The 21,492-nt window shown below is 41.1% G+C and carries 21 protein-coding genes; 9 read left to right on the top strand and 12 right to left on the bottom strand.

Annotation, left to right across the window (positions count from 1 at the left end):
• Nucleotide 1: 1 nt before the first annotated feature.
• On the bottom strand, nt 2–457 hold the full coding sequence (locus NPUN_RS23535; RefSeq protein ID WP_012410979.1) for a DUF2141 domain-containing protein: 456 nt from the start codon (nt 455–457) through the stop codon (nt 2–4).
• A gap of 297 nt (nt 458–754) precedes the next feature.
• Nucleotides 755–2,215 carry an ammonium transporter gene (locus tag NPUN_RS23530; RefSeq protein ID WP_012410978.1) on the bottom strand — a complete coding sequence of 487 codons (1,461 nt, stop codon included), beginning with the start codon at nt 2,213–2,215 and terminating at the stop codon, nt 755–757.
• Nucleotides 2,216–2,835: 620 nt separating this feature from the next.
• Between NPUN_RS23530 and NPUN_RS23525 the strand changes: the two genes are divergently transcribed.
• From NPUN_RS23525 to NPUN_RS23510, 4 genes are all read left to right on the top strand, one after another.
• Nucleotides 2,836–3,321 carry a glutathione peroxidase gene (locus tag NPUN_RS23525; RefSeq protein WP_012410977.1) on the top strand — a complete coding sequence of 162 codons (486 nt, stop codon included), beginning with the start codon at nt 2,836–2,838 and terminating at the stop codon, nt 3,319–3,321.
• Between the two features lie 131 nt (nt 3,322–3,452).
• The gene (locus tag NPUN_RS23520) at nt 3,453–4,274 is read left to right on the top strand and encodes an SDR family oxidoreductase (RefSeq protein WP_012410976.1); all 822 of its coding nucleotides are present in this window, start codon (nt 3,453–3,455) and stop codon (nt 4,272–4,274) included.
• A 21-nt stretch (nt 4,275–4,295) separates the two neighbouring features.
• Nucleotides 4,296–5,225: an alpha/beta fold hydrolase gene (locus NPUN_RS23515; RefSeq protein ID WP_012410975.1), complete on the top strand. Its 930-nt coding sequence runs from the start codon at nt 4,296–4,298 to the stop codon at nt 5,223–5,225.
• Between the two features lie 79 nt (nt 5,226–5,304).
• Nucleotides 5,305–6,039 carry a redoxin family protein gene (locus NPUN_RS23510; protein ID WP_012410974.1) on the top strand — a complete coding sequence of 245 codons (735 nt, stop codon included), beginning with the start codon at nt 5,305–5,307 and terminating at the stop codon, nt 6,037–6,039.
• A 68-nt stretch (nt 6,040–6,107) separates the two neighbouring features.
• On the opposite strand, the gene NPUN_RS23505 is transcribed toward NPUN_RS23510, so the two are convergent.
• Nucleotides 6,108–6,365 (bottom strand): hypothetical protein, encoded by a 258-nt coding sequence (locus NPUN_RS23505; protein WP_234710971.1) that lies wholly within the window; start codon nt 6,363–6,365, stop codon nt 6,108–6,110.
• 208 nt (nt 6,366–6,573) lie between these two features.
• Here NPUN_RS23505 and NPUN_RS23500 point away from each other — a divergent pair, with 208 nt between their 5' ends.
• Both NPUN_RS23500 and NPUN_RS23495 read left to right on the top strand, forming a co-directional pair.
• On the top strand, nt 6,574–7,818 hold the full coding sequence (locus NPUN_RS23500) for a hypothetical protein (protein ID WP_012410972.1): 1,245 nt from the start codon (nt 6,574–6,576) through the stop codon (nt 7,816–7,818).
• Between the two features lie 37 nt (nt 7,819–7,855).
• Nucleotides 7,856–8,614: a phosphatase PAP2 family protein gene (locus tag NPUN_RS23495; protein ID WP_012410971.1), complete on the top strand. Its 759-nt coding sequence runs from the start codon at nt 7,856–7,858 to the stop codon at nt 8,612–8,614.
• A 189-nt stretch (nt 8,615–8,803) separates the two neighbouring features.
• Here the strand turns inward: NPUN_RS23495 and NPUN_RS23490 are convergent, their stop codons facing one another.
• A complete protein-coding gene (locus tag NPUN_RS23490; protein ID WP_041565581.1) occupies nt 8,804–9,076 on the bottom strand; it encodes a hypothetical protein in 273 nt (90 codons plus the stop codon).
• A gap of 377 nt (nt 9,077–9,453) precedes the next feature.
• Here NPUN_RS23490 and NPUN_RS23485 point away from each other — a divergent pair, with 377 nt between their 5' ends.
• Nucleotides 9,454–9,915: a DUF7980 family protein gene (locus NPUN_RS23485; RefSeq protein WP_012410969.1), complete on the top strand. Its 462-nt coding sequence runs from the start codon at nt 9,454–9,456 to the stop codon at nt 9,913–9,915.
• 107 nt (nt 9,916–10,022) lie between these two features.
• Here the strand turns inward: NPUN_RS23485 and NPUN_RS23480 are convergent, their stop codons facing one another.
• From NPUN_RS23480 to folK, 4 genes are all read right to left on the bottom strand, one after another.
• The gene (locus tag NPUN_RS23480) at nt 10,023–10,826 is read right to left on the bottom strand and encodes a prohibitin family protein (protein WP_012410968.1); all 804 of its coding nucleotides are present in this window, start codon (nt 10,824–10,826) and stop codon (nt 10,023–10,025) included.
• Nucleotides 10,827–11,309: 483 nt separating this feature from the next.
• Nucleotides 11,310–12,155, bottom strand: a complete 846-nt coding sequence (locus NPUN_RS23475) for an ADP-ribosylglycohydrolase family protein (RefSeq protein ID WP_012410967.1) — start codon at nt 12,153–12,155, stop codon at nt 11,310–11,312.
• A gap of 7 nt (nt 12,156–12,162) precedes the next feature.
• The gene (locus tag NPUN_RS23470; protein ID WP_012410966.1) at nt 12,163–12,711 is read right to left on the bottom strand and encodes an NUDIX hydrolase; all 549 of its coding nucleotides are present in this window, start codon (nt 12,709–12,711) and stop codon (nt 12,163–12,165) included.
• Between the two features lie 69 nt (nt 12,712–12,780).
• Nucleotides 12,781–13,296 carry a 2-amino-4-hydroxy-6-hydroxymethyldihydropteridine diphosphokinase gene (folK, locus tag NPUN_RS23465; protein ID WP_012410965.1) on the bottom strand — a complete coding sequence of 172 codons (516 nt, stop codon included), beginning with the start codon at nt 13,294–13,296 and terminating at the stop codon, nt 12,781–12,783.
• Nucleotides 13,297–13,676: 380 nt separating this feature from the next.
• On the opposite strand from folK, the gene NPUN_RS23460 reads away from it, so the two are divergent.
• Both NPUN_RS23460 and psb35 read left to right on the top strand, forming a co-directional pair.
• Entirely contained in the window at nt 13,677–15,929 is a 2,253-nt protein-coding gene (locus NPUN_RS23460) for a transglycosylase domain-containing protein (RefSeq protein ID WP_419788444.1), read from the top strand.
• 195 nt (nt 15,930–16,124) lie between these two features.
• Nucleotides 16,125–16,352 carry a photosystem II assembly protein Psb35 gene (gene psb35, locus NPUN_RS23455; RefSeq protein WP_012410963.1) on the top strand — a complete coding sequence of 76 codons (228 nt, stop codon included), beginning with the start codon at nt 16,125–16,127 and terminating at the stop codon, nt 16,350–16,352.
• A 135-nt stretch (nt 16,353–16,487) separates the two neighbouring features.
• Here the strand turns inward: psb35 and NPUN_RS23450 are convergent, their stop codons facing one another.
• The 4 genes from NPUN_RS23450 to NPUN_RS23435 form a co-directional block, all read right to left on the bottom strand.
• On the bottom strand, nt 16,488–16,910 hold the full coding sequence (locus tag NPUN_RS23450) for a tellurite resistance TerB family protein (protein ID WP_012410962.1): 423 nt from the start codon (nt 16,908–16,910) through the stop codon (nt 16,488–16,490).
• Between the two features lie 57 nt (nt 16,911–16,967).
• The gene (locus NPUN_RS23445) at nt 16,968–18,431 is read right to left on the bottom strand and encodes a 16S rRNA (cytosine(967)-C(5))-methyltransferase (protein ID WP_012410961.1); all 1,464 of its coding nucleotides are present in this window, start codon (nt 18,429–18,431) and stop codon (nt 16,968–16,970) included.
• 87 nt (nt 18,432–18,518) lie between these two features.
• Nucleotides 18,519–19,973 carry a glycoside hydrolase 100 family protein gene (locus NPUN_RS23440; protein WP_012410960.1) on the bottom strand — a complete coding sequence of 485 codons (1,455 nt, stop codon included), beginning with the start codon at nt 19,971–19,973 and terminating at the stop codon, nt 18,519–18,521.
• A 1,079-nt stretch (nt 19,974–21,052) separates the two neighbouring features.
• Nucleotides 21,053–21,412, bottom strand: a complete 360-nt coding sequence (locus NPUN_RS23435) for a VOC family protein (RefSeq protein ID WP_012410959.1) — start codon at nt 21,410–21,412, stop codon at nt 21,053–21,055.
• Nucleotides 21,413–21,492: the final 80 nt, after the last annotated feature.

Raw genomic sequence — 21,492 nt, 5'->3', positions numbered from 1 at the left:
CCTAAAAATATTTCAACTGGATTTGGATATTAGTGTTGGGGCCTGCCACTAAAAATGCTGCCTCGCTAAATTTGGGCGCACCTGTACGAATTTCTGGATTTCTGGAAAATCCAAAGCCTTCTTTTGGTATACCAAAAACATTACTGTTGAGAATGCGGTCATTATTTTGATCGTGGAAGACAGCAACAGCGTAACTACCTGCTTTCAAGTTCTCAAAGGTAATGGGTAAAGGAGTGTCAGTAATCTTGGTACACTGCTTTTGGAAGCCGCGATCGCGATCGCTAGGAAATCCTTCACTACTAGCAAATATACTCACACAGACTTGCCCTTCTTTATTCTTTAAGCCATCAATTTCTAGGGTGAGTTTACCGTTAAAATTTGCTTTGGCACTCAACGACCATGCCAGATTTCCTACAACTGCCAATAGCAGCATACCAACTCTCAATTTTCTAACCATCAAATTTTCACAGATAAAATAAGTTTTGCTGAAACTAAGTTTTCAATCAGGTATTTCGTGAAATAGTATTAGTATTTCTGGTTGCGATCGCTCTTTGGGAAAAACTTTTTGGTTTACTGGTAATAACAAGCAAACCAGCCAAAATAGCAGAGAGATTTTGGTATGGATATGGAAATACCTTGAAATTGTAAACATAATTTCAATAAAAAATACGGTAGAAAGTCGTAAGCAATCTATACAACACACTAGAACTACCGTAAAATGACCTTTTTCCTTTGTAAAGCGTTATGATTGGCTTTATTCGCTATCCAAAGCTTCTATTTCGGTAGTCTCAGCACAATTTATTTCTTTTTTTTCGATCGCATAAACATCAGACCATACTGACGCGCCGTGTTCGTAAGCATCGATCCCAATGCGATCTGCCTCAGAATTAACACGTAGATGTCCCACTGCTTTTAGACCACCAAACATCAAAAAGCTAAAGGCGACAGTAAAAACTGCGATCGCTACTACGCCCAGAAGTTGTATGCCTAACAACTCAAAGCCGCCGCCTAAAAACAACCCTGCCTTTTGGTTGAGGGTCAGTTCTGCTTGACCTAAAAAGCCAACGGAGAGAGTACCCATCATGCCATTGATACCGTGTACGGCAAATGCCCCCACTGGGTCATCAATATGGACTGATTCAATCAAATCCATTCCCACAGTAACCAAAATCCCAGAGGTTAACCCAATCAAAACCGAAGCCCAAGGTGCAACGTATGCACAAGGAGCTGTAATTGCCACTAATCCTGCTAGCGAACCATTGAGAGAATAAACCAAATCCCACTTACCTTTACGGGTATATTGAAAAATTATTGCTGATAGTGCCCCGGCTCCTGCGGACAGTGTGGTGTTGACTGTTACCAAACCAATCAATCCCGTATTACCTGTGCTGAGGGTTGAACCAGGGTTGAATCCGTACCAGCCAAACCACAGAATCATGGTTCCCAGAGTTGCTAGACCTAAATTGTGTGCTGGTGGTAGTGTTCCCCAAGCCGGACGACCAGGACGGGACCCAAGTAAATAGGCACCTACCAGTGCTGTCCAGCCCCCAACGGTGTGGACAACAGAACTACCGGCAAAGTCATGATAACTCAATTTGGATAACCAGCCGTCGGAGTTCCAAACCCAGTGGACGACGATCGGGTAAGCGATCGCCCCCATAATGGCGCTATAAATTAAATCACCAATAAAATCAGTTCTTCCAGCCATTGAACCAGTAGCGATCGTAGTAGCGGTAGCAGCAAAGGCAAACTGGAAGAAGAACAAGGTATAGGTATTGATGGCGGCTGTAGAACCTGGTGCAGCCAATATATAGCTACCATCAGCACCAGGTAGCTGACTGAGGAAAAAGGTATCTATGCCAACTAACCCGCCAGCACTTGTACCAAAAGCAATCCCAAACCCGATTCCCCACCACACTAAGATGGTGACAGCGGCGTTAATGAAGTTTTCTAGTAAGGCGTTAACTACACCTCTTTGCCGATTCAAACCTGCTTCTAACATAGCAAAACCTGTTTGCATGAAGAATACTAAAAACCCGGTGATTAATACCCAGATAGTATCAATAGAAATTTGCAGTTTCGTTGTAGTTTCAGATAAAGACTGAACAGTGGGAGGATCTGTCGCCTGTACAATTGTGGGAGCAAAAACTGCAAACACCATTGAACCGATCGCAAGCGCCAGTAAACGTTGCCAGGGTCGAATGTGCTTATTCATTGGTTATTTTTTCTGCGGAGAAAGTGGTAATTTCTGTTGGTAATAGACTTAGCAAAATCAATTAATTTAATTAGACCGGCCAAATAAAGCTTTAGCCAAGGCTTTCGGAAAATAATTATCTCATTGTCTGTGCAATTACTTAAAAATGTATTAAAAGTAACGCAGATTTCCAAGATATATCCTGCGATCGCGGTTTGTCGAACTATATATATTAGGAGTTACGCAAAAGTACATGCGGTAAGGGTAATTCATGTAGATACATACTCTTAGGTCGCAGCAAGCTACGCGGGGCTTCATAGAGAAGCGGCTACTCTACAAGTTCTCCAACGGAGTACCCGCAGGGTATTGCCCCTACTTGGAAATAAGAGTTTTGACAATTGTTTGCGTAAATCTTATATATTACAGAAGAGTTAGCACTCAGGTAAACTCACAGGCGATCGCTATCTTACAATGTTTTTCAAGTAATTTAAATACACTACTTTCCATTTGTCGTCTCACCTAAGTTAAACAGAATCTTAGACCCAAACAAGGCTAAAAAAGCTAATTTCCTTAAAAAAACCGGGTTTAGAGTACCTGTAATATGGGAGACTTGGCAATATTCCCTATAAATCAGATTCAACATGAGTAACACAATTTCGGATATCGCAGTCAAGACCATCAACGGTGAAGATAAGCAATTAAAGGATTACACCGGAAAGGTACTTTTAATTGTGAATGTAGCTTCCTACTGCGGTTATACTTCTCAATACGAGGGGCTAGAAAAGTTGAACCAGAAGTATAGGGAACAAGGATTACGTATTTTGGGGTTCCCCTGTAACGATTTTGGAGCGCAGGAACCAGGAAGTAATGAAGAAATTGTGCAGTTCTGCACGAGTAAATATAGTGTTACCTTTGAACTATTTGATAAAATCCATGCCAAAGGTCCACAGCAGCATCCACTTTATGAGCGACTTACCAAAGCTGTTGAGCCAACGGGGACTATTGCTTGGAACTTTGAAAAATTTTTAGTTAATAAAAAAGGTGAAGTGACAGCTAGATTTAATAGTAGCGTACAGCCCAATTCACCAGAGTTAATTGCCATAATTGAGAAAGAATTAGCAAAATAGCCATTAGGTAAAATTTTCTGACTGTTAACTATTGACTGTTAGTTCTGGGCTGTTAAATTTAGTTAATTCGATTTTCTTAATTGAGAATATTTTCTCAACAGGTAGTTTATTTTATTTGTGTCTAATTTGTCATGAATGTTGCAATCATTGGTTGTGGTTATGTTGGTTATCAGGTTGCTCAATATTGGCAGCAAAAAATGAATTTTGTTGTCAGTACAACCACAACTTCTCCTGAGCGTGTCCCTGCACTACAATCGGTATCCCAAAGAGTTTTCGTTACCTCCGGCAATGACCTGGATAGTCTAAAATCAGTTTTGCACAATCAAGATGTTGTACTTTTGAGCGTTGGTGCAAAAGGTGCGGAAGTTTATGAAGAGACTTATCTACAAACTGCCCAAAATTTAGTTTCATGTTTACAGCAAAATCCGAGTGTAAAACAATTAATATACACAGGGAGCTATGCAGTATATGGTGACAGAAATGGTGTATGGGTAGATGAAGAAACACCACTTGCGCCAGCTAATTTAAATGCCCAAATTCTCCGGAAAACAGAAGATATTTTGCTATCAGCATCTAGCGAAAATCTCCGTGTTTGTATATTCCGCTTAGGAGGAATTTATGGCCCTGGTAGAGAACTGTTGAAAATATTTAGTAGATATTCTGGTACAAACCGTCCAGGCGGTGAGGATATCACAAATTGGATTCATCTAGATGATATTGTTGGTGCGATAGAATTTGCCCGTAACCGTCGTTTACAAGGAATTTACAATCTGGTAGATGATGCACATCTCACCAGCCGAGACTTGCTAGATAGTCTATTTGAAAAACATAATTTACCCAAAGTTATATGGGATACTACTGTCAAAAGTACCCGCCCATATAATGCTTGGGTATCGAATGAAAAGCTGAAAGAGGCAGGATATCAGTTAATCCACCCACAGATGATTTTTTAGCAAGTATTAAAACTAGGAATTATGCAACCATCTGCTGTAACTAACACAACTAATTTGACAGCATCTCCTAGCCAGTTTTACACTTGGCAGAATTATCGTTGCACCTACGAAATTCATCAACCAACTAACACAACATCTGAGGGTATTCCCTTACTGTTGATTCATCCTATTGGTGTCGGATTATCAAGGCAATTTTGGCAGCGATTTTGTCATGAATGGTATAATTCAGGTCAGCGTAATTCAATTTACAATCCTGATTTACTAGGATGTGGCGAAAGTGATATGCCTCATCTGGCTTATACTCCTAGTGATTGGGCAGAACAGTTGCAGTACTTTCTACAAACAGTAGTACGGCAACCTGTCATTGTAGTTGTACAAGGGGCATTATTACCAGTTGCGATCGCATTAGTCCAAAAGGAATCAAACTTAATTTCCAGGCTTGTACTTTCTGGACCTCCAACGTGGGCTTTGATGACAAATAAACCACCAGAATGGCAGCAAAAATTTATTTGGAATGTGTTAGATTCCCCTTTAGGGATTCCTTTTTATCGCTATGCACGCACTCCTAAATTTTTACGTTCTTTCTCAACTCGCCAACTATTTGCTTCTGAGAGTGCTGTAGATGCAGAGTGGTTAAATACATTAGTTGCAGGTGCAGAAAATCCTGCTAGTCGTCATGCAGTGTTTTCTTTTTTAGCAGGGTTTTGGCGACAGGATTATACTAATTTTATGGCCTCGATTCAGCAACCAACATTAGCGGTAGTCGGGGAAACTGCATCGAGTATTAGCCAAAATAATAAAAAAGAAACGCCAGATGATCGCTTGGCTAACTACCTCGCCTGTTTTCCTCAAAGTAGAGGTATAAAAATAAATGGGCGTAATGTTTTGCCTTATGAATCCACTGCTGAATTTGTAGCAGCGATCGCACCATTTATCAATGAAGTCTCTTAGCTGATTGATAGTTACATTATACTACTAGTCCTCCCATGCTAGGTTATGACTGGAATTGATTACTTCAGGAAGCAGGAACATGGTAGCGAATCGTCGAGGACAAAGAGTTCCCAATGTCACTTTTCATACTCGTAAGGACAACCAGTGGGTTGATGTGACAACCGATCAATTGTTTGCTAATAAGACAGTGGTTGTCTTCTCCTTACCAGGTGCTTATACTCCAACTTGTTCATCCACTCATCTTCCTGGTTATAACGAGTTGGCTGGGATTTTCAAAGAAAATGGTGTCGATGACATTATCTGTATTTCTGTCAATGATGCCTTTGTCATGAACGAATGGTCAAAGGATCAAGAAGCAGAAAATATTACACTAATTCCCGATGGCAATGGTGAATTTACTGAAGGCATGGGAATGCTGGTAGATAAATCAGACTTGGGTTTTGGTAAGCGATCGTGGCGTTACTCGATGCTGGTAAGAGATGGTGTCATTAACCAAATGTTTATTGAGCCAGACGAGCCAGGAGATCCCTTTAAGGTATCCGATGCTGAAACAATGCTTAGATACATCAACCCCCAAGCAGTGAAGCCCGAAGTAGTTTCTCTGTTTGCAAAAGTGGGTTGTCCCTTCTGTGCCCGTGCTAAAGCAATGCTCAAGGAACATGGCATTAACTACGAAGAAATTACTTTGGGTAAGGATATCACCACACGCTCGTTACGAGCTGTTACAGGGGCGACAACAGTTCCCCAAGTCTTTATCGATGGTAAATTAATTGGTGGTTCTGAGGCATTAGAAGCCTATTTCGCTGCTAAATAGTTTTCAATAGGGGCGTACAGATGTGCGTCCCTACAAGGAATTCAAAGATTGCTCTTCTGTTTTAAGGTTTAGTAACGGCGATCGCGTTCCAAGTCATAAATCACTTTCTCCAAATACCATTTATCCGATTGACCTTGATGGTTCTGGCGCTGTTGTTTCAGTAGCCGTTCGGCTGTTGTCGCATCACCGTTAAGTAAAACAAGTAAACGTTTTTGCAGTTTTCTGTTTTTCGGGTCACTGAAGTATGGCTTAGAAACCTTGCTCCGTGGTTGAGATGACCACAGTTTGATTAAGGCAAGTGATAAGCCGACGATCAGAAGTACCACAATCAATCCCATACTTATTAATATTAAGTATTTAACATCCTATATTGTGTAAAATATTTATCCAAGCAGCCTCAGTGATTTTTTGGGTATTTTCGTGAAAATCATTAATTAACAAATCTTCAGACGAATAGATGGATTTTTGTCCAGTTAATTACTACTTCTCATATAGAATTGACTCGAATTGAATTTCCATTTATTCACAACTAATATGCTTGCCAGAATCCGCCGAATTTTGAGCCAATTTTTTAGTAAATCAAGAACAATCAACAACGAACCACTGAATAAAGTGAGTTTAATTGTGATTATTTTAATTGATATTTTTATCTTGATGAATGTTTTTACGGGACTAGATGATATTAGCAGATGGCATATCAGCCCGACCGAGGCTTATCCATGTTATTCAGAGTGGCAAAATTACCGGGCAAAAACCACTAAAGATAAAGACTATGAAATTGTGAGACTTTCATTGCCAGATCACCAGAATAATCAACTCAGTTTTCAGAAAAACTATCAACAGGCTGAAGTAGGACATCTTGGTAAGGTTTCTCAAACGTGTTTGCAATATGCCAGCTACAAGGATAAACTTAACAATCCTGAAAAGCAGCAAATCATCAGAACTATTGATCAGAAACAAGCGAAAATCAGTTCCCTTGCACAAGCCAATAGCACTATTGAAGCCCAATATGACTCAACGCTCTTAGAAAAAATTGCAGGTCAGAGTCGTCAACAATCAATTAATCAAGTTAGTGCTGAAAAAGCTAAACAGACATTAGAACAAAATAATCGCCAAATTTCTCTTCTTAGACAAGAAATTTCTACTATTAAAAATGAATTGCTTGCCAAGCCAGAAAGCATTAGTTTTATCGCCTTTCTTAAAGATGACAATCAATTTCGTGAAGTTGATAAAGGTTATCAGCAGGCATCATTTTGGTATCCAAGTATCCAGCTTGCTTTTCAGTCGCTCTTTCTACTACCTCTAATTATCATTGCCTTATCAGTTCACAAATTTGCTCAGAGAAGAGGATATGGACTCGTATCGCTAATTAGCTGGCATTTGCTAGTTATATTTTTTATTCCACTAATTGTCAAAATATTTGAATTTCTGCAAATAGGTGCAATATTTGAATTTTTCTTTAATATTATTAGCACCTTTTTTGGTGGGTTGCTTTTCCTGATAAATTATGCTTATATTTTGCTGATTCCAATTATTGGTTTTGGAATTATTCAGTTTTTTCAAAAAGTTGTTTTTAATGCTAAAGTCCAGGCAGCTAGTAGAGTTCAAAAATCACGCTGTGTCAATTGCGCTAAAAAAATTCGACAGATTGATACTTACTGTCCGCACTGTGGCTATTATCAGTACATTGAATGCCAAAACTGTCATAATCTTACTTATAAACATCTGTCGTACTGTAAGCATTGTGGAACTTCTCAAAATTCCACCAGTAATTTGTAATCAGTGAAGTAGTTAATCGGTATTTTTAACTTAGATTATGGAAAAAGCCAATAAGGAGAGTCAGTCACCGCTTTCTTTTCTCAAAAATCTGTTGATTGCTCGTTGGCGATCGCTCTTAATCCTGTTGATCGGAGTTTATTTACCTTTGCAGGTCTTTGAAATTCTGACAGTGAAGATATGGGAGAATCAAGCAGGCTTCCCGTGGGATGTGCCTATTCTGTTAGCAGTTCATTCTACAGCAAACCCACAGCTTGATGTTTTCGCAGTGACGCTGGCTATCATTGGGTTGCCTTGGATGGCGATACCGATTTTGGGTGCGATCGCACTAATATTACTACTACAAAAACGCTGGCGATCGCTAGCTTATTTGCTCACCGCCTCACTGGGAAGTGTGATTATCAACCGCACAGCCAAGGAATTAATGCATCGAGTTCGTCCACAATTGTGGCAGTCCATTGCGCCTGAGTCTAGTTTTGCATTTCCCAGTGGCCATGCTATGACGAGTGTAACTTTGGTAGCAATTTTGCTATTCTTAACTTGGGCTAGCTCTTGGCGCTGGTTGGTTCTTATCTTCGGCAGCTTATACATAATAGCAATTGCCTGGTGTCGTCTCTATCTGGGGGTACATTTTCCCAGTGACATTCTCGCAGGTTGGATGGTTACATTAGCTTGGACAATTGGTGTCAGTATAATTATCAAACCGTATATAACTAAAGTCAAATCCGTAGATAGCGAACTCCCCAAAGATGAAACTACCTTACTCCCTGAAGAAAAAGAGTTGATCAATGAGGAGTGATATTATGTCTGCTTAAAGACTTTTATATCCTCTTAAATACCCATTAAAAAGGGGGAATGTGATTCCGCTTTCCCCCTTTTTAAGAGCTTGAGTACATTAATGAGTGCTTAAATCACAACTAAACCTTTTTCAGACAAACTTTTAACTAAAAGGTATTTAAATACACCCATAAATAATTTTCCAGACCTACTACGATCCTTGCAAAAGCTCATTGATTGAACTTATACCCTGTTTAACTTGTTCTGTTAAAGAAGTTCTTAATAAGTCAAGAGTTCCGCCTGAAAAATTGAGTAATCCCAAGGCATATAATAGGCTTGAAATCCCGATAAAAAGAGCCAAAAGTCGACCAAAACAACCGGGATTAATTTCAATAAAACCTAATTTAGACTGCCCGATTACAGCAATCGTTACAAAAACAATTCCTGCTATTAAAAACGTACTATTTGGAGTTATATCTGTCATACTACTATTAAGATGCCTCAATATTTTTATTGTAGCTATTATTAGCCCAAATTTGCGCCTTGCTTATAAGAATCATAAATAATTTGGAAGAAAATTTACCCTCCGGCTAACGTCTTCCCTTAAAGTATTGGCAAGATGACAAGAGAGTTACAACTATCTCAAATTCTCACGCATGATTTAGGATTGCTATGTGTGCAACAATAAAAAATTAGTTTACATCTGAAGTTAAACCGCAATTTTAGTTCTTAATATTTTGCTGAAACTATGTATTTGCAAAACTTTCAGCATCAGAAAACCAAATTGTTCTCACTCCTGTACTAGACTTGGGTTTAGTTTACATACTATAATACCCTAAGCCGATAGGAATAGTGGGTTTTATGGAAAGCGTCCAAAACGTCAGTGAAGAGTTAAATGTAACAGGAGACAAAGCCCTAAAGGATTTGCAACAATCGACTCCAGAAGAGTTCAAAAAAGACATTTTCAAAAAACTCAGAGGTGGATTTTTTCTGGTACTAGGATATTTATTGTCACCACTATGTTGGTGGAATGACCTACTATTCAATCTGCCGATAGCTTATGGTTTTGGGTATCTATGTAGTTTACTTTCCCCAAAATTACTTCTGCCTTGTTCAATTATAGGATATTGGCTCTCTAATATTGTGGGAATTCTCTTGATGCAATTCGGTTCTAAGGACATTTTTCAAAAAGAACCTCAAGAGCATAACCTCAAAAAAGAATTATTCACGGGTCTAATCTCTTCAACAGCTTATACCCTCTTGATTCTGCTATTGATCCAGTTGAAGATTCTCGATTCTCCCATTTTATTTGCCAACGGTTAATTTAGTTGATCGCGTTTCTATGAAACAAAAAGATCCCCGACTTCTTCAAGAAGTCGGGGATCTGATCCTCTCAGTAGAGATAAAATAATTACAAAATAAGATCAATTTTAATCAAATTTTAAAAATTCACTTAAATTCAATAGCTTTGGAGCCTCCTTGTTTACAATTAATGGTAGCTTACCATTCCATTTCTCTATTGCTTGCCTTTGTAGGATTTCTGGAGTTAAACCATCACGTAATAATCTATGTGCTTCAGCCTCTCCTTTGGCTAAATTAACTTTTGCTTCAGCCTCTTTTGTGGCTCTGAGTGCGATAAACTCTGCTCGTTTTGCTTCTTGTTCAGCAATCTGCTTCGCCTCTACCGCCTCACCAAATCGTTCTGAAAAATGGACATGAACTAGAGAGATATCATCAACTGCAACGTGATAGTTACCTAGCCGTGTAGACAACGCATCATCTACTGCACCTTTGACTTCTCCTCGCTTAGTAATAATTTCTTCAGCAGTATACTTTGCTATTACTGCTTTTAATACTTCTTCAACGGCTGGGTTAATAATCCGCATGACTACAGCTTGTTCATCTCCAATTTCTTGAAAAATGACATTTGCTTCCTGGGGAATAATATGCCAATTGAGAGCTACATCGGCGAAAACATTTTGTAAATCCTTGGAAGAAGCTTCAGCCGAGATTTCCTGCTTTTGGACTCGAATACTCAACTTTTTCACAGTATTGACTACAGGAATAATTAAGTGAAGTCCTTCTCCTAATATCTGGTTTTGCACTTCGCCAAATTTCATCAATACGCCACGTTCTCCTGCATTTACAATTACACAAGGCGTAAGAAAGAGAGTTATCAGGAACAAAAGAGCAGTCAGTTTACCTGCACTGTTAAAAGTTTTATTTTTTATCATCTGTGTGAAACATGTATGCGTCTAGCACAGGACACATATTTAGGAGTTGTAAGCTTCTTGCCGTTATGCTCTTATAACTTTGGCGCTAAGTCAATTTTCATATCACTCTAGACAAGGTGACTAATAAGTAGTAAATTCCTCAATGATAGGTTAATGTTTTCAACATACAAGCATATAGGTAAGCAACCAATGTGTACTTTACTACCCAAATTTGGAGATAGTGAAGGCTAGTGCTACTTTATTTTTAACTAAATCACTGTAATGATATCGAAAAACCGTAGTATTTGAAAAGGTTAAGTTTGCCTCACACTCTTAAAAATTAGGAAATTTGCCCAAATGCTTCCCCAGGGATGGAGGATATAGCCATTGATAAAATTTGACAGGAAGCAATGCAAGGAGCAATGACAGTTTTTGAAAGCTATACGCGACAGCATCTTTACTAGAAATGGATGGAGACGCAATGCTTGCAACCGAGTATTACATTTAGCTGATATTTTTGTTTGCCAAACTCATCAGCTGCTTATCCAAGTTGATGAGGTAATCTCTACCGTAAGTTCCATTCTCTAAGCCTGTGACAAGATGATCGGGAATGTCTTGTGTAATTTCTTCGCTACAAGAACCAGCAGCCAGGGCGATCGCAGCTACTGTATCCACATCTCCTGTAAAAGCGATACAATCTTGTAAAAGTTCGCTCATGCTGTCATTTCTCATCACGGCAGTAATTGCGGCTCTGACACTCATCCAACCTTTAGACTTGACTTTACCTTCCCAAGGTTTAGCCCATTCCCCAGATACATAACTTTGGAGAAACTCTCCTAATTTGCGTTTTTCTCCCAGTCGGTAAATAAAATAATGTGACATCAAAGCAGCGGCAACAGCAGCATTGATTCCATCGGGTGTATTGTGGGTAATTGCCGCTTGAATTGTTGCCGCCTCAATGACTTTTTCTGGTGTGGGATAGATGCCAATGGGTGCTGCACGCATTGCACCCCCGCTTTTATCACTATCAGGGTTAATTTTGGTTAAAAATTCTTCCCCATTCTGAATTTCTAGCAGAAAATGGTAGAAGTTTCGAGAATAACCTTCTCTCTCATCGCGTTTAAAAGCTCTAACAAAGCTATCGGCTAAAACTTGTGGTGTCCACGGTGCTTGAGCAACAATCACTTCCGCAATGGCAATGCTCATCTGGGTGTCATCAGTATAACTGCCAGGAATGAGTCGAAAACGGGGATGTTCGACGTATCGACTCAAATCGTTGTTAACGATCATCTCATCAGCATATTCAAATCCTGCACCGTAGGCATCTGCGATCGCCAACTCTAGCAGCATAAGGGTATTAAACTAAAAACGGACGCGCTAGAAAAAAGCTAGCAATTGATTTAGCATCTACTGGTTCTCCCTCCAGAATAGCTTTCTCTAATTCTTCGGGAGTCAAAAACACAGTTTCGATATCCTCGTCTCCATCTTGTGCTGGTGGTGTCTCTAGCTTTTCCAAATCTCGCGCCAGAAAAGCATAGATAATCTCATCAGAATAACCAGGCGCTAGGAAAAATTCGCCTAATTTGTCCCATTTTTGGGCACTATAGCCTGTTTCTTCTTCGATTTCGCGCTGTATTGTCTCTAAAGGTTCTTCATTTGCTTCCAAAGTTCCTGCCGGAAATTCTAATATCCGTCCCTGAATTGCAAAACGATACTGGCGCACCAGTATAAGCTTGCCCTCTGGTGTCACCGGCACAGCTAGGGCACCACCAGGGTGACGAATACATTCCCATTCCCCCTCTGATTTATTAGGCAAACGCAAGCGATTAACTTCAAAATCAAACTTGCGTCCTTTATAAAACAAGCGTTGTTTCAGCAGTTGTGGTAATTCTCTACCTAATGGCATAGTAAAATCTGATTATCTGTGAATACAGAGGTGAAATCAGCGTTCTTCTGTGTTTTAAAGATGGTAATTTTAATTGCCCATCGATAAATATACATCAGAACAGTCTACCTCTTTCAGCAGTTCTTTAATAACACACCCGGATACTGGTTCTATCCAATCGGGGGCAATTTCTGCCAGTGGTACTAACACGAAGGCCCGATCCCGCATTCGTGGGTGGGGAATCTGGAGATTTGGTGTATCTACAATAAAGTCATCAAATAATAACAAATCCAAATCTAGAGTTCGTGGCCCCCACCGTTCTTGACGCACACGCCCAAATTGTTGTTCAATTCCTAACAAAATTTCTAATAACTGCTGGGGTAGCATCTCTACCTGCAATGTCACGCAGCCATTTAGATAATCTGGCTGTGGTGGCCCCACAGCTTTGGTTTGGTACCACCTGGATTGAGCTTCTAAGAGAATACCTGGCGTTTGGGCTAAAGTTTTTATAGCTGCTTCTAAAATTGTCTGGGAATCGCCGATATTACTACCAAGGGCAACGGCGCTTCTTCTTGGCTCTGCTTCGGCGTAGTTCACCGTGGGCATCGCGCTCTCCTTAAGGAAGCTGTTTTCGGGCTGTCTTTGCGAATACTTCGGTATACCTGTTTCAGAAATGCCAATATTTTGAGATATAAAAATTACAGCGTTTTTACAAAACTAATTAACGAAATCTCAAAAACATTATTTTATGGTGAATTTAGTTAATTATTTATAGGATATTATACTAACACAATGGTGGTGAACTAACCCCAAAGTTGATTGATAGTGGTTATATAAGTTACTACTTTGAGCGAGGAACTGACGTGGGGAAGCTTACCTCCTGGTTCAAGCGAAGACCAACTAATTTGAGTGACTCTGAACAAGGAGGAACGAATGAGAGCTTACCATCAGCACATCTGGCGCAGGCGAGGCAGTTACTGAGCAAAATGAAAATTTTACCATCTAGGGTTAAGGTCAATCAGGCAACTGGCGGTAAACCACTCTATCGTCGCTTATGGTTTTGGGCAGGCTTGGGTATAGGTGGTGGGATAGTTGCCTCGATCTACGGCATCAGTCTAATAGACCGCACGTTGCCAGATCAGGCCGAGTTAAACGCCGTGCTGAGAGAGCAAACACTGACCATCAAAGCTGCTGATGGAACTATATTACAACAACAAGGTGAAGCTACCAGAGAACAGCTCAAGCTAGAACAAATACCAGATAATTTAAAAAAAGCTTTCATTGCCTCAGAAGATAGAAGATTTAGGCAACACAACGGATTTGACCCGCAAGGGATTGTCAGAGCGGGTTTGAATAATTTGCGATCGCAAGGTGTGGTAGAAGGTGGTAGCACCATCACCCAACAGTTAACGCGGATTCTCTTTTTGAAACAAGAACAGACAATCTGGCGCAAACTCAAGGAAGTCCGCCTAGCACAAAAAATGGAGCATGAATTAACCAAAGATCAGATTCTAGAGCGTTACCTGAATCTGGTTTATTTGGGAGGTGGAGCTTATGGTGTGGCAGATGCCGCCTGGGTATACTTTAGTAAATCGCCAGACCAGCTTACCCTTGCGGAAATGGCAACGATCGCCGGATTAGCCCCCGCTCCTAGCTTATACGCCCCAGACAAGAATCCCGAAGCGGCAATCCGGCGAAGAAATCTGGTATTGCAACGGATGCAAGAGGATGGAGTGATTACACCAGAGCAAAGGCAAGCAGCACTCCAAGAACCACTAACCCTTAAAAGCAGTTTACCCAAGCGAGTACAAGTAGAATCACCATACTTTACCAGCTACATTCAAAAAGAATTGCCGAAGTACGTTCCTGCTAAAGTGCTGGCAAGTGAGGGATTAGTTGTGGAAACCACGCTGAACCCGACTTGGCAGAAAGTTGCAGAAGAGGCGGTTGCCAAAACGCTGCGAAATCAGGGGCGCTGGGAGAACTTTAAACAAGCAGCAATGGTTGCCATTGACCCCCGGAGCGGTGAAATTAAGGCAATGGTTGGAGGAAAAGACTTTGGTAAAAACCAGTTTAATCGAGTTACCCAGGCACAACGGCAGCCAGGATCGACATTTAAAGGGTTTGTATATGCCACTGCGATCGCTAGCGGTAAAAGCCCCTATGATAGCTACGAGGATGCACCCTTTGTAGTAGATGGCTACGAACCGAAAAACTATAGTGAAAGATTTCGGGGTTCAATGAATATCCGAGATGCTCTCACCCGCTCTATTAATATTATTGCGGTGAAGGTGTTGATTGATGTCGGATTTACGCCGACGATTAAACTTGCCCATGATATGGGAATAAAATCTGAACTCAAGCCCACCTACTCCTTGGCTCTCGGCTCAAATGAAGTAAATCTACTGGAGTTGACCAGCGCTTATGGCAGTTTTGCAACTCAGGGATTGCACACAGAACCTCATGGTATTACCCGCATCCTCAATCGCCAAGGTAAGGTAATCTGGTCAGCTAATTTCAAATCTAAACGCGCCCTCGACTCTGACAGTGCCGCTATCATGACTTGGATGCTACGTAACGTCGTAGAAGAGGGGACTGGTGCTGCTGCCCAATTAGGTAATAGACCAGTTGCTGGGAAGACTGGCACCTCAGACGAAGCCCGCGATTTGTGGTTTATTGGCTACATTCCCCAGATGGTGACAGGGGTCTGGCTAGGTAATGATGATAACCGCCCCACTTATGGTAGTAGTGGCAGCGCCGCTTACACCTGGCACGAATTTATGGAAAAAGCGGCAGAGGGGATGCCTGTCGAAAAGTTTCCTAAACGTCCCAAGCTAGAAGGCCGCAAAGGTACCATCAAAGCTCAGTCAATCAAGCCCAAACAAGTGCTGAATCGTTCTATTGACTCTGATGATGACTCAGAAGGGGAAAAGGCTAGAAATTCTGATGATAGCGGTTCATCTAGGAGACGTAGAAGGAGGAGGAGCTATTCTCAAGAAGAACAGCAATCAAGCGATTCTACCCCAAGACGGAGAAGGCGCGATCGCAGTGAAGAATCAAATTCTAGTAACTCTTCTTCAGAATCATCTACTCCTCGGCGACGCTCTAGAAGAGTAGAATCTGACTCTCCCCCGGCTCCCAGAACTCGCCGATCTTCCTCTCCCGACAATAGTTCCGGTTCTTCCGGTTCTTCATCGCCACAACCATCCTGGCGCGAGAGACTTAGACCTTCTAATTAAGAGTGGGAATTGGGCATTGGGAATTGGGCATTGGGAAGTAACAAAGAATCTTTCTCTTCTGCCCCCTGCCCCCTGCTCCCCTGCCCTTTTCTCTGCAATATGAAGTTGCTCAAACTAAACTAGGGGAGGATGTTAAGTGATACGCTCATTCTATAGTGTGTCAAGTAGTGTTACTTAACATTGGAGAATATACTCATGCATATATTGATGCAGGCAGCAGATTCAGTCGCAACAGGTGGTGGTCATTTTCCCTTTGCTTTCACCTTGGTGTATGTCGTTGGTTTTATTGCTGCTGTAAGCATTGGTTCAATAGCTTGGTACAACTCGAAACGCCCCGCAGGTTGGGAAAGCAAAGAGCGTCCTGATTTTGTGCCTAAAGTTGATAAAGAAGAAACTCCGGGTGTGGGGGAACCGAAGTCATAATTTAGTCATTAGTGAGCCAGCGCGGTCTTGGGGGTTTCCCCCATGAGTGACTGGCGTTTGCCCTTGGCGTGCCGGAGGCATCACCCGTGAGGGTCATTAGTCATTAGTCATTAGACTATGAACTTTTGACTATGATTAGGTTTGTACGTCAACCCAACGACGGTAAAGCTTTTGAATTTGTTTGAGAAGTTTAGTCTGAATCGGTTGAGTTGAATCATTTGGCTTCGCGATATCTTGCAATTCCGTCAAGAGTCTAGCTTCTTCGACGGCAACTTCGCCATCGCTATAAATTAAGCCACTGATGGCTTCAATCAGATTTTCACAATCTTCAAGGCTGGGGCGATCGCCTAAATACTCCCGCACCCAGTCATAACATTCTTTTGGCTGTACAGGAACTAATTCGTATAGCCAAGGCTTAATTTCTGGATCGTTAGCCAAACCTTTCGCTTGAGCTATTTCGCGGAGATATTGCCGTTCTTCTGGCTGGATTCTGCCATCAATCCAGGCTGCTCCAATCAGGATTTTAACTAAGTTTTTGACATTGGAAGGGGTAACCATTGCTGCCTCCTCTGGTAGATTCAGGCCACCACCAAATCGTACAATCTCAAACAGTATTCACTCGGAATTATTGGTTTTTCTTAAGCGAACCATAAGAAAGCCATCCATGTCCTGGCGGTGGGGCCAGACTTTAAACCAACCTTGAGGAGTGCTATATGCAGAAGCAGCCAGCTCAATGCCCCTTGGAGGCTCAATTTGCCAATGAGGTGACTCAGCTAAAAATGCCGAAATCACTTCTTCGTTTTCTGCTGGATGCAATGTACAGGTGGCATAAACTAGTACACCACCAGCTTTGACAAAAGTTGATGTATGTGTTAATAATTCTTTTTGCAGCACCGAAAGTTCCCGGACAGATTCTGGTGTCTGTCGCCAACGAGCATCAGCATGACGGTGCATGGTTCCTAACCCAGAACATGGAGCATCAAGTAATACGCGGTCTGCGGTGTTTTGAAATTGGTTGGAATGGCGGCTGTCGCCAGTGTAAATTTGGATAGATTGTAAATTTAAGCGTTGAGAATTTTCTTGGAGTTTGCGAAGACGAGAGGCAGTGCGATCGCAAGCCCAAATTTTCCCACTATCTGCCATTAACTCAGCAATGTGGGTTGTTTTACCCCCTGGTGCAGCACAGACATCAATTACCACCTCACCTGGTTGGGGGTCGAGCAAATGACTTACCAATTGGGCGCTAGCATCTTGTACAGTCCACCAACCTTCTTTAAAACCAGGTAGTTTTTGAATTGATCCAGTATTACCCATAAATCTTAAAGCTTGGGGTAAATCAGGAATCCGTCTTACCAAAAGACCAACAGATTGCAAAGCCGCCTCAACTTCTTCGATTGAAGTGCAAAGTGGGTTGATACGCAAGTCAATTGTTGGTGATTGGTTCATCCATTCACACAGTTGTTCTGTCTCGGTCAAACCTAGTTGTTCCAACCAGACTTGAATAATCCAGTCAGGAAAGCTGTGTAAAATGCCCAAGCGTTCCACTGGGTTTTCTGGAAGTTGTAAGGGATCAAAATTGAGGACTGGGGCCTGGGTACTGGGGACTGGGGGCTGGGGAACTGGAACTAACAAAGAATCTTTCTCCTCTGCCCCCCTGCTCCTCTGCCCCCCTGCTCCTCTGCCCCCCTGCTCTCCTGCTTTTCTAAGATACTGGCGTAATAGACCGTTAACAAAACCTGTTAGTCCAGAAAAACCATTTTCTTTAGCGAGTTGGACGGTGGTATTAACAGCAGCAGAGGCGGGAATACGCTCTTGATAGCGCAGCTGATAGAAACCCAAGTGTAAGATGGTGCGGAGGTCTTGTGGTTGTTGGTGAGATTTATTTTTGGCGAATTGATCGATGAGAGTATCAAGAGTGCGCTGCCTTCTGACGCTCCCATAAACCAATTCTGTCACCAAGCGGCGATCGCGATCGGGCAAATTAACTTTTTGCAGTACTCTATCTAGGGCAACATCAGCATAAGCCCCCTTATGAACATCTCGCAGGGCGATAAAAGCTAGTTGACGGGGGTTTGTCATGGAAACATCAATCAGGGGTCAGGAGGCTTTTGTATTCTAACTCCCAACTCCTGTACAGACGTTTTAATCGCGTCTCTCCTAACTTCCCTATCTAGGCATATACGGGTCTACACTAGCGATTTCAAACTCACATGCTCTAGAAACCTGTTCTGCTGGTAATTTACCAAAGCTGATTAATGGCAAATAAGTGGGGTTTGCCATTAGTTCTTTTGCCAATAAGAATCCAGTAATTGTCCAAGTTTGATATTTCCTAGCTTGTTTCCCAATCAGTCGCCCTTTCTTACCGTCGTAATATTCTGGCCATTGATCTGTACTGAGCCGTCCTTGGGCAGTTTGAATAGCCTTTTGTGCAAGACTTATTTTGTTAGTTTTCACAGCCGCAGCTGCCAACATCCACATTAAAACCGGCCAACTACCAGCATTATGATACGACCAAGGGATATTTTTGGGGTCACATCCAGTTACAATTCTGTATTCTTCATGTTCTAAAGCTGGGAAACAAATTTTCATCGGCATATCTCCCACCAAATCATCCCATCGATCCTCAATGAGAGTCATAATTGCTTGTGCCTGTTCTTCGGTGGCTAAGTCTGAAATAATCGCCATTAAGTTTCCGAGTGAAAAGAAGCGAGTATCTAGCTGCGACGGCCCGACATTACCTGCTAAATAACCACCTTTTTTTGGCAACCACTTATCTAATTCATAATAGGGAACAGAATCTACATATATGTTGAACAGATTCACAGCGCCTTTACCATATTCTTCACTTTTGAAGCGATAAATTTCATTCAGGCGATTAATATCTATCCAATAATGCTGGCGAATATGAGCGCATAAAAGAGGCAACCTATTATCAATGGCTGCAACAATATCGGAATTTCCTTGGCAAACTAGCAGTTCACGAGATGCACGCAATGCCGTGTAAAAGAGAACTTGCAGTTCTAGAGGATGCCCATAAATGCCCAAACGACGGTCAATCATACAAGCACCATCTGGAACCAACAGCGTTGGGTACATATCAAAACGATTCGCCAAGCAGATTTCCATGATTAACCTGATACCATTTTGGAATTCAGGTTGATAGGCTAGAGAAAAATCTTCTGTGGCGACTACATAAGCACGCAACAAAATAATCCACCATAGGCAAGAATCAACGGGTGTAACTCTAGCGATCGCATGTTCGCCAAAGTCTGCTTCTAGATATTCTTGCCCATTTTCTGATACAACTTTGAAGCTAGCCGGTATTAATCCTCGTCCAGGTTTATAGGCATCTAATGCCTTTTCTTTAGGCTGTAACTTTAAGGTTTCTTCTAAGAAATTGCGAACAATATCTGTTCTACCTTTGATCAGAAAAATTAGAGCTGAAGAGACAAAATCCCGAACAAAGCACTGGTCATAATTGAGAGCCTCTACAGATGCATCATAAGCAGCTACAGTACCAACGGGGCGACCTTGATAATAGAGAATTGATTTTTCTAGTGTTAGCCACGCTTCTTCCACTTCTTTTAAATTTTCAGTAGTTTCCAATTCGTTTAAGTGCATCGCCAGAATAACTCCATTTGGGTTGTGAATTTGTGGTAGATGCGTCTTCATTCCTTATTTTTGCTATTCTCAGCATAACAAAAAGGATTCTTTGAATAGCATAATTTGGAGAAACTTAATTAACTAACAATAAATAAATTTGCTGAAATTTTTACAGCCTTATTATTAGTTAATTGACATATAATCTATTACTGTTTTGGGGAATTATAATTGTTTTTATTCACCCAGAGTAGTAATATAATTCTTCAAACAGTCACACAAGATATATCTTTAGATTATTTATTGTTCTGTTTCATGTCCAGAAGCTTTGCTTTACCAAACAAAAATATATCTTCAGCGCTGCTTATGGTTTGTGTGAAGTTAAAACTGGTTGCAGTATATTTACTTGAGCAGGATTAGTTTTTGACACTAAGAGTTCAGATTATTCCCCTATAAACTAATAATTTATAACTTTTTTTCAGAATAAGCAAGATGAATTCTTGAAAAATTCCAAATGTCAATACTTCTGAAGGGTTAAATATTTTACCCTACTGGCAGATGACATGGAGTGTTTATAAAAGTAAATCTAACAATAGTAATTAAGTCTCACATAGAGGTGCATAGACACAGAGTAGCTTGGCTCGTTGATTAAAGAATCTCAGCATCTTTAGACTTGAAAGTATCAAAAGCTTGATTAATTGTTTGCATTAAAGCTTTTGCGATGTCTACGACGGGCTACGCCTATGCAGAACTGTTGACATCAGGATGATTCTTGCTAATCGAAATAGGCAAGTTTAATAACGTTGGCATTATCACTCTGATTTACGCCTAATATTTCCCACCATTCGCCAGAGAGTACAGAGGCGCAGAGAAAGAGAGATTTGTGAAAAAGTGAAAGCCCTTCAGCAAGTTCACTGAGGGCTAAAAATAGTATTGTACCAGAGGTGCTGTGCAAAGTTTAAATTTAATCTTGCACAACTCTTGTAATCAACTAAATTCGAGGGTTTGACTCACTGTGGTTAAGAGCTTTCCATACGCCGTGTCTAACATAGCCAACTGCTGCTGTTGCGGCTAATGGAAGTAATACCGCGTCCATTCCATTATCCAAACTCAAGATACTCAATAATAGTTCCATCAGGATGCATCGCTCGCATATTCGCTCCAGTGGTAACTTTGTTCGGTTCCGCCAGAATCACTGCACCCTGTTGAATAAGTGCTTCTTTAAAATCATTGAGTGAGTCCACAAGAAATGTGGCGTGTGTACTCTTGAATGGAGAGAGTGCTTCTGCCGAACCAGCAATTAAAAGAATAGAACCCACACTTGCGAGTTCCAACTCAGCCTCGGAATATTGAAACCACAACCAACATTTTTCTGTAAAGAGGTTTTCATAGAAAGCGATCGCCTCATCCAAGTCTACTGGACTAAGATAGACTCTGGTTAATACTTTAAGAATTTGCATTGCAAACTGTCTATTAGGCAGCTAATGGATTTTGTTTTGCTTACTCAGCAATCATAGTTAACTAAGATCGATCAAGAAAT

Origin of the sequence: Nostoc punctiforme PCC 73102 (assembly GCF_000020025.1) — a bacterium.
GTDB lineage: Bacteria > Cyanobacteriota > Cyanobacteriia > Cyanobacteriales > Nostocaceae > Nostoc > Nostoc punctiforme.
This window is presented reverse-complemented; position numbering and strand designations above follow the sequence as displayed.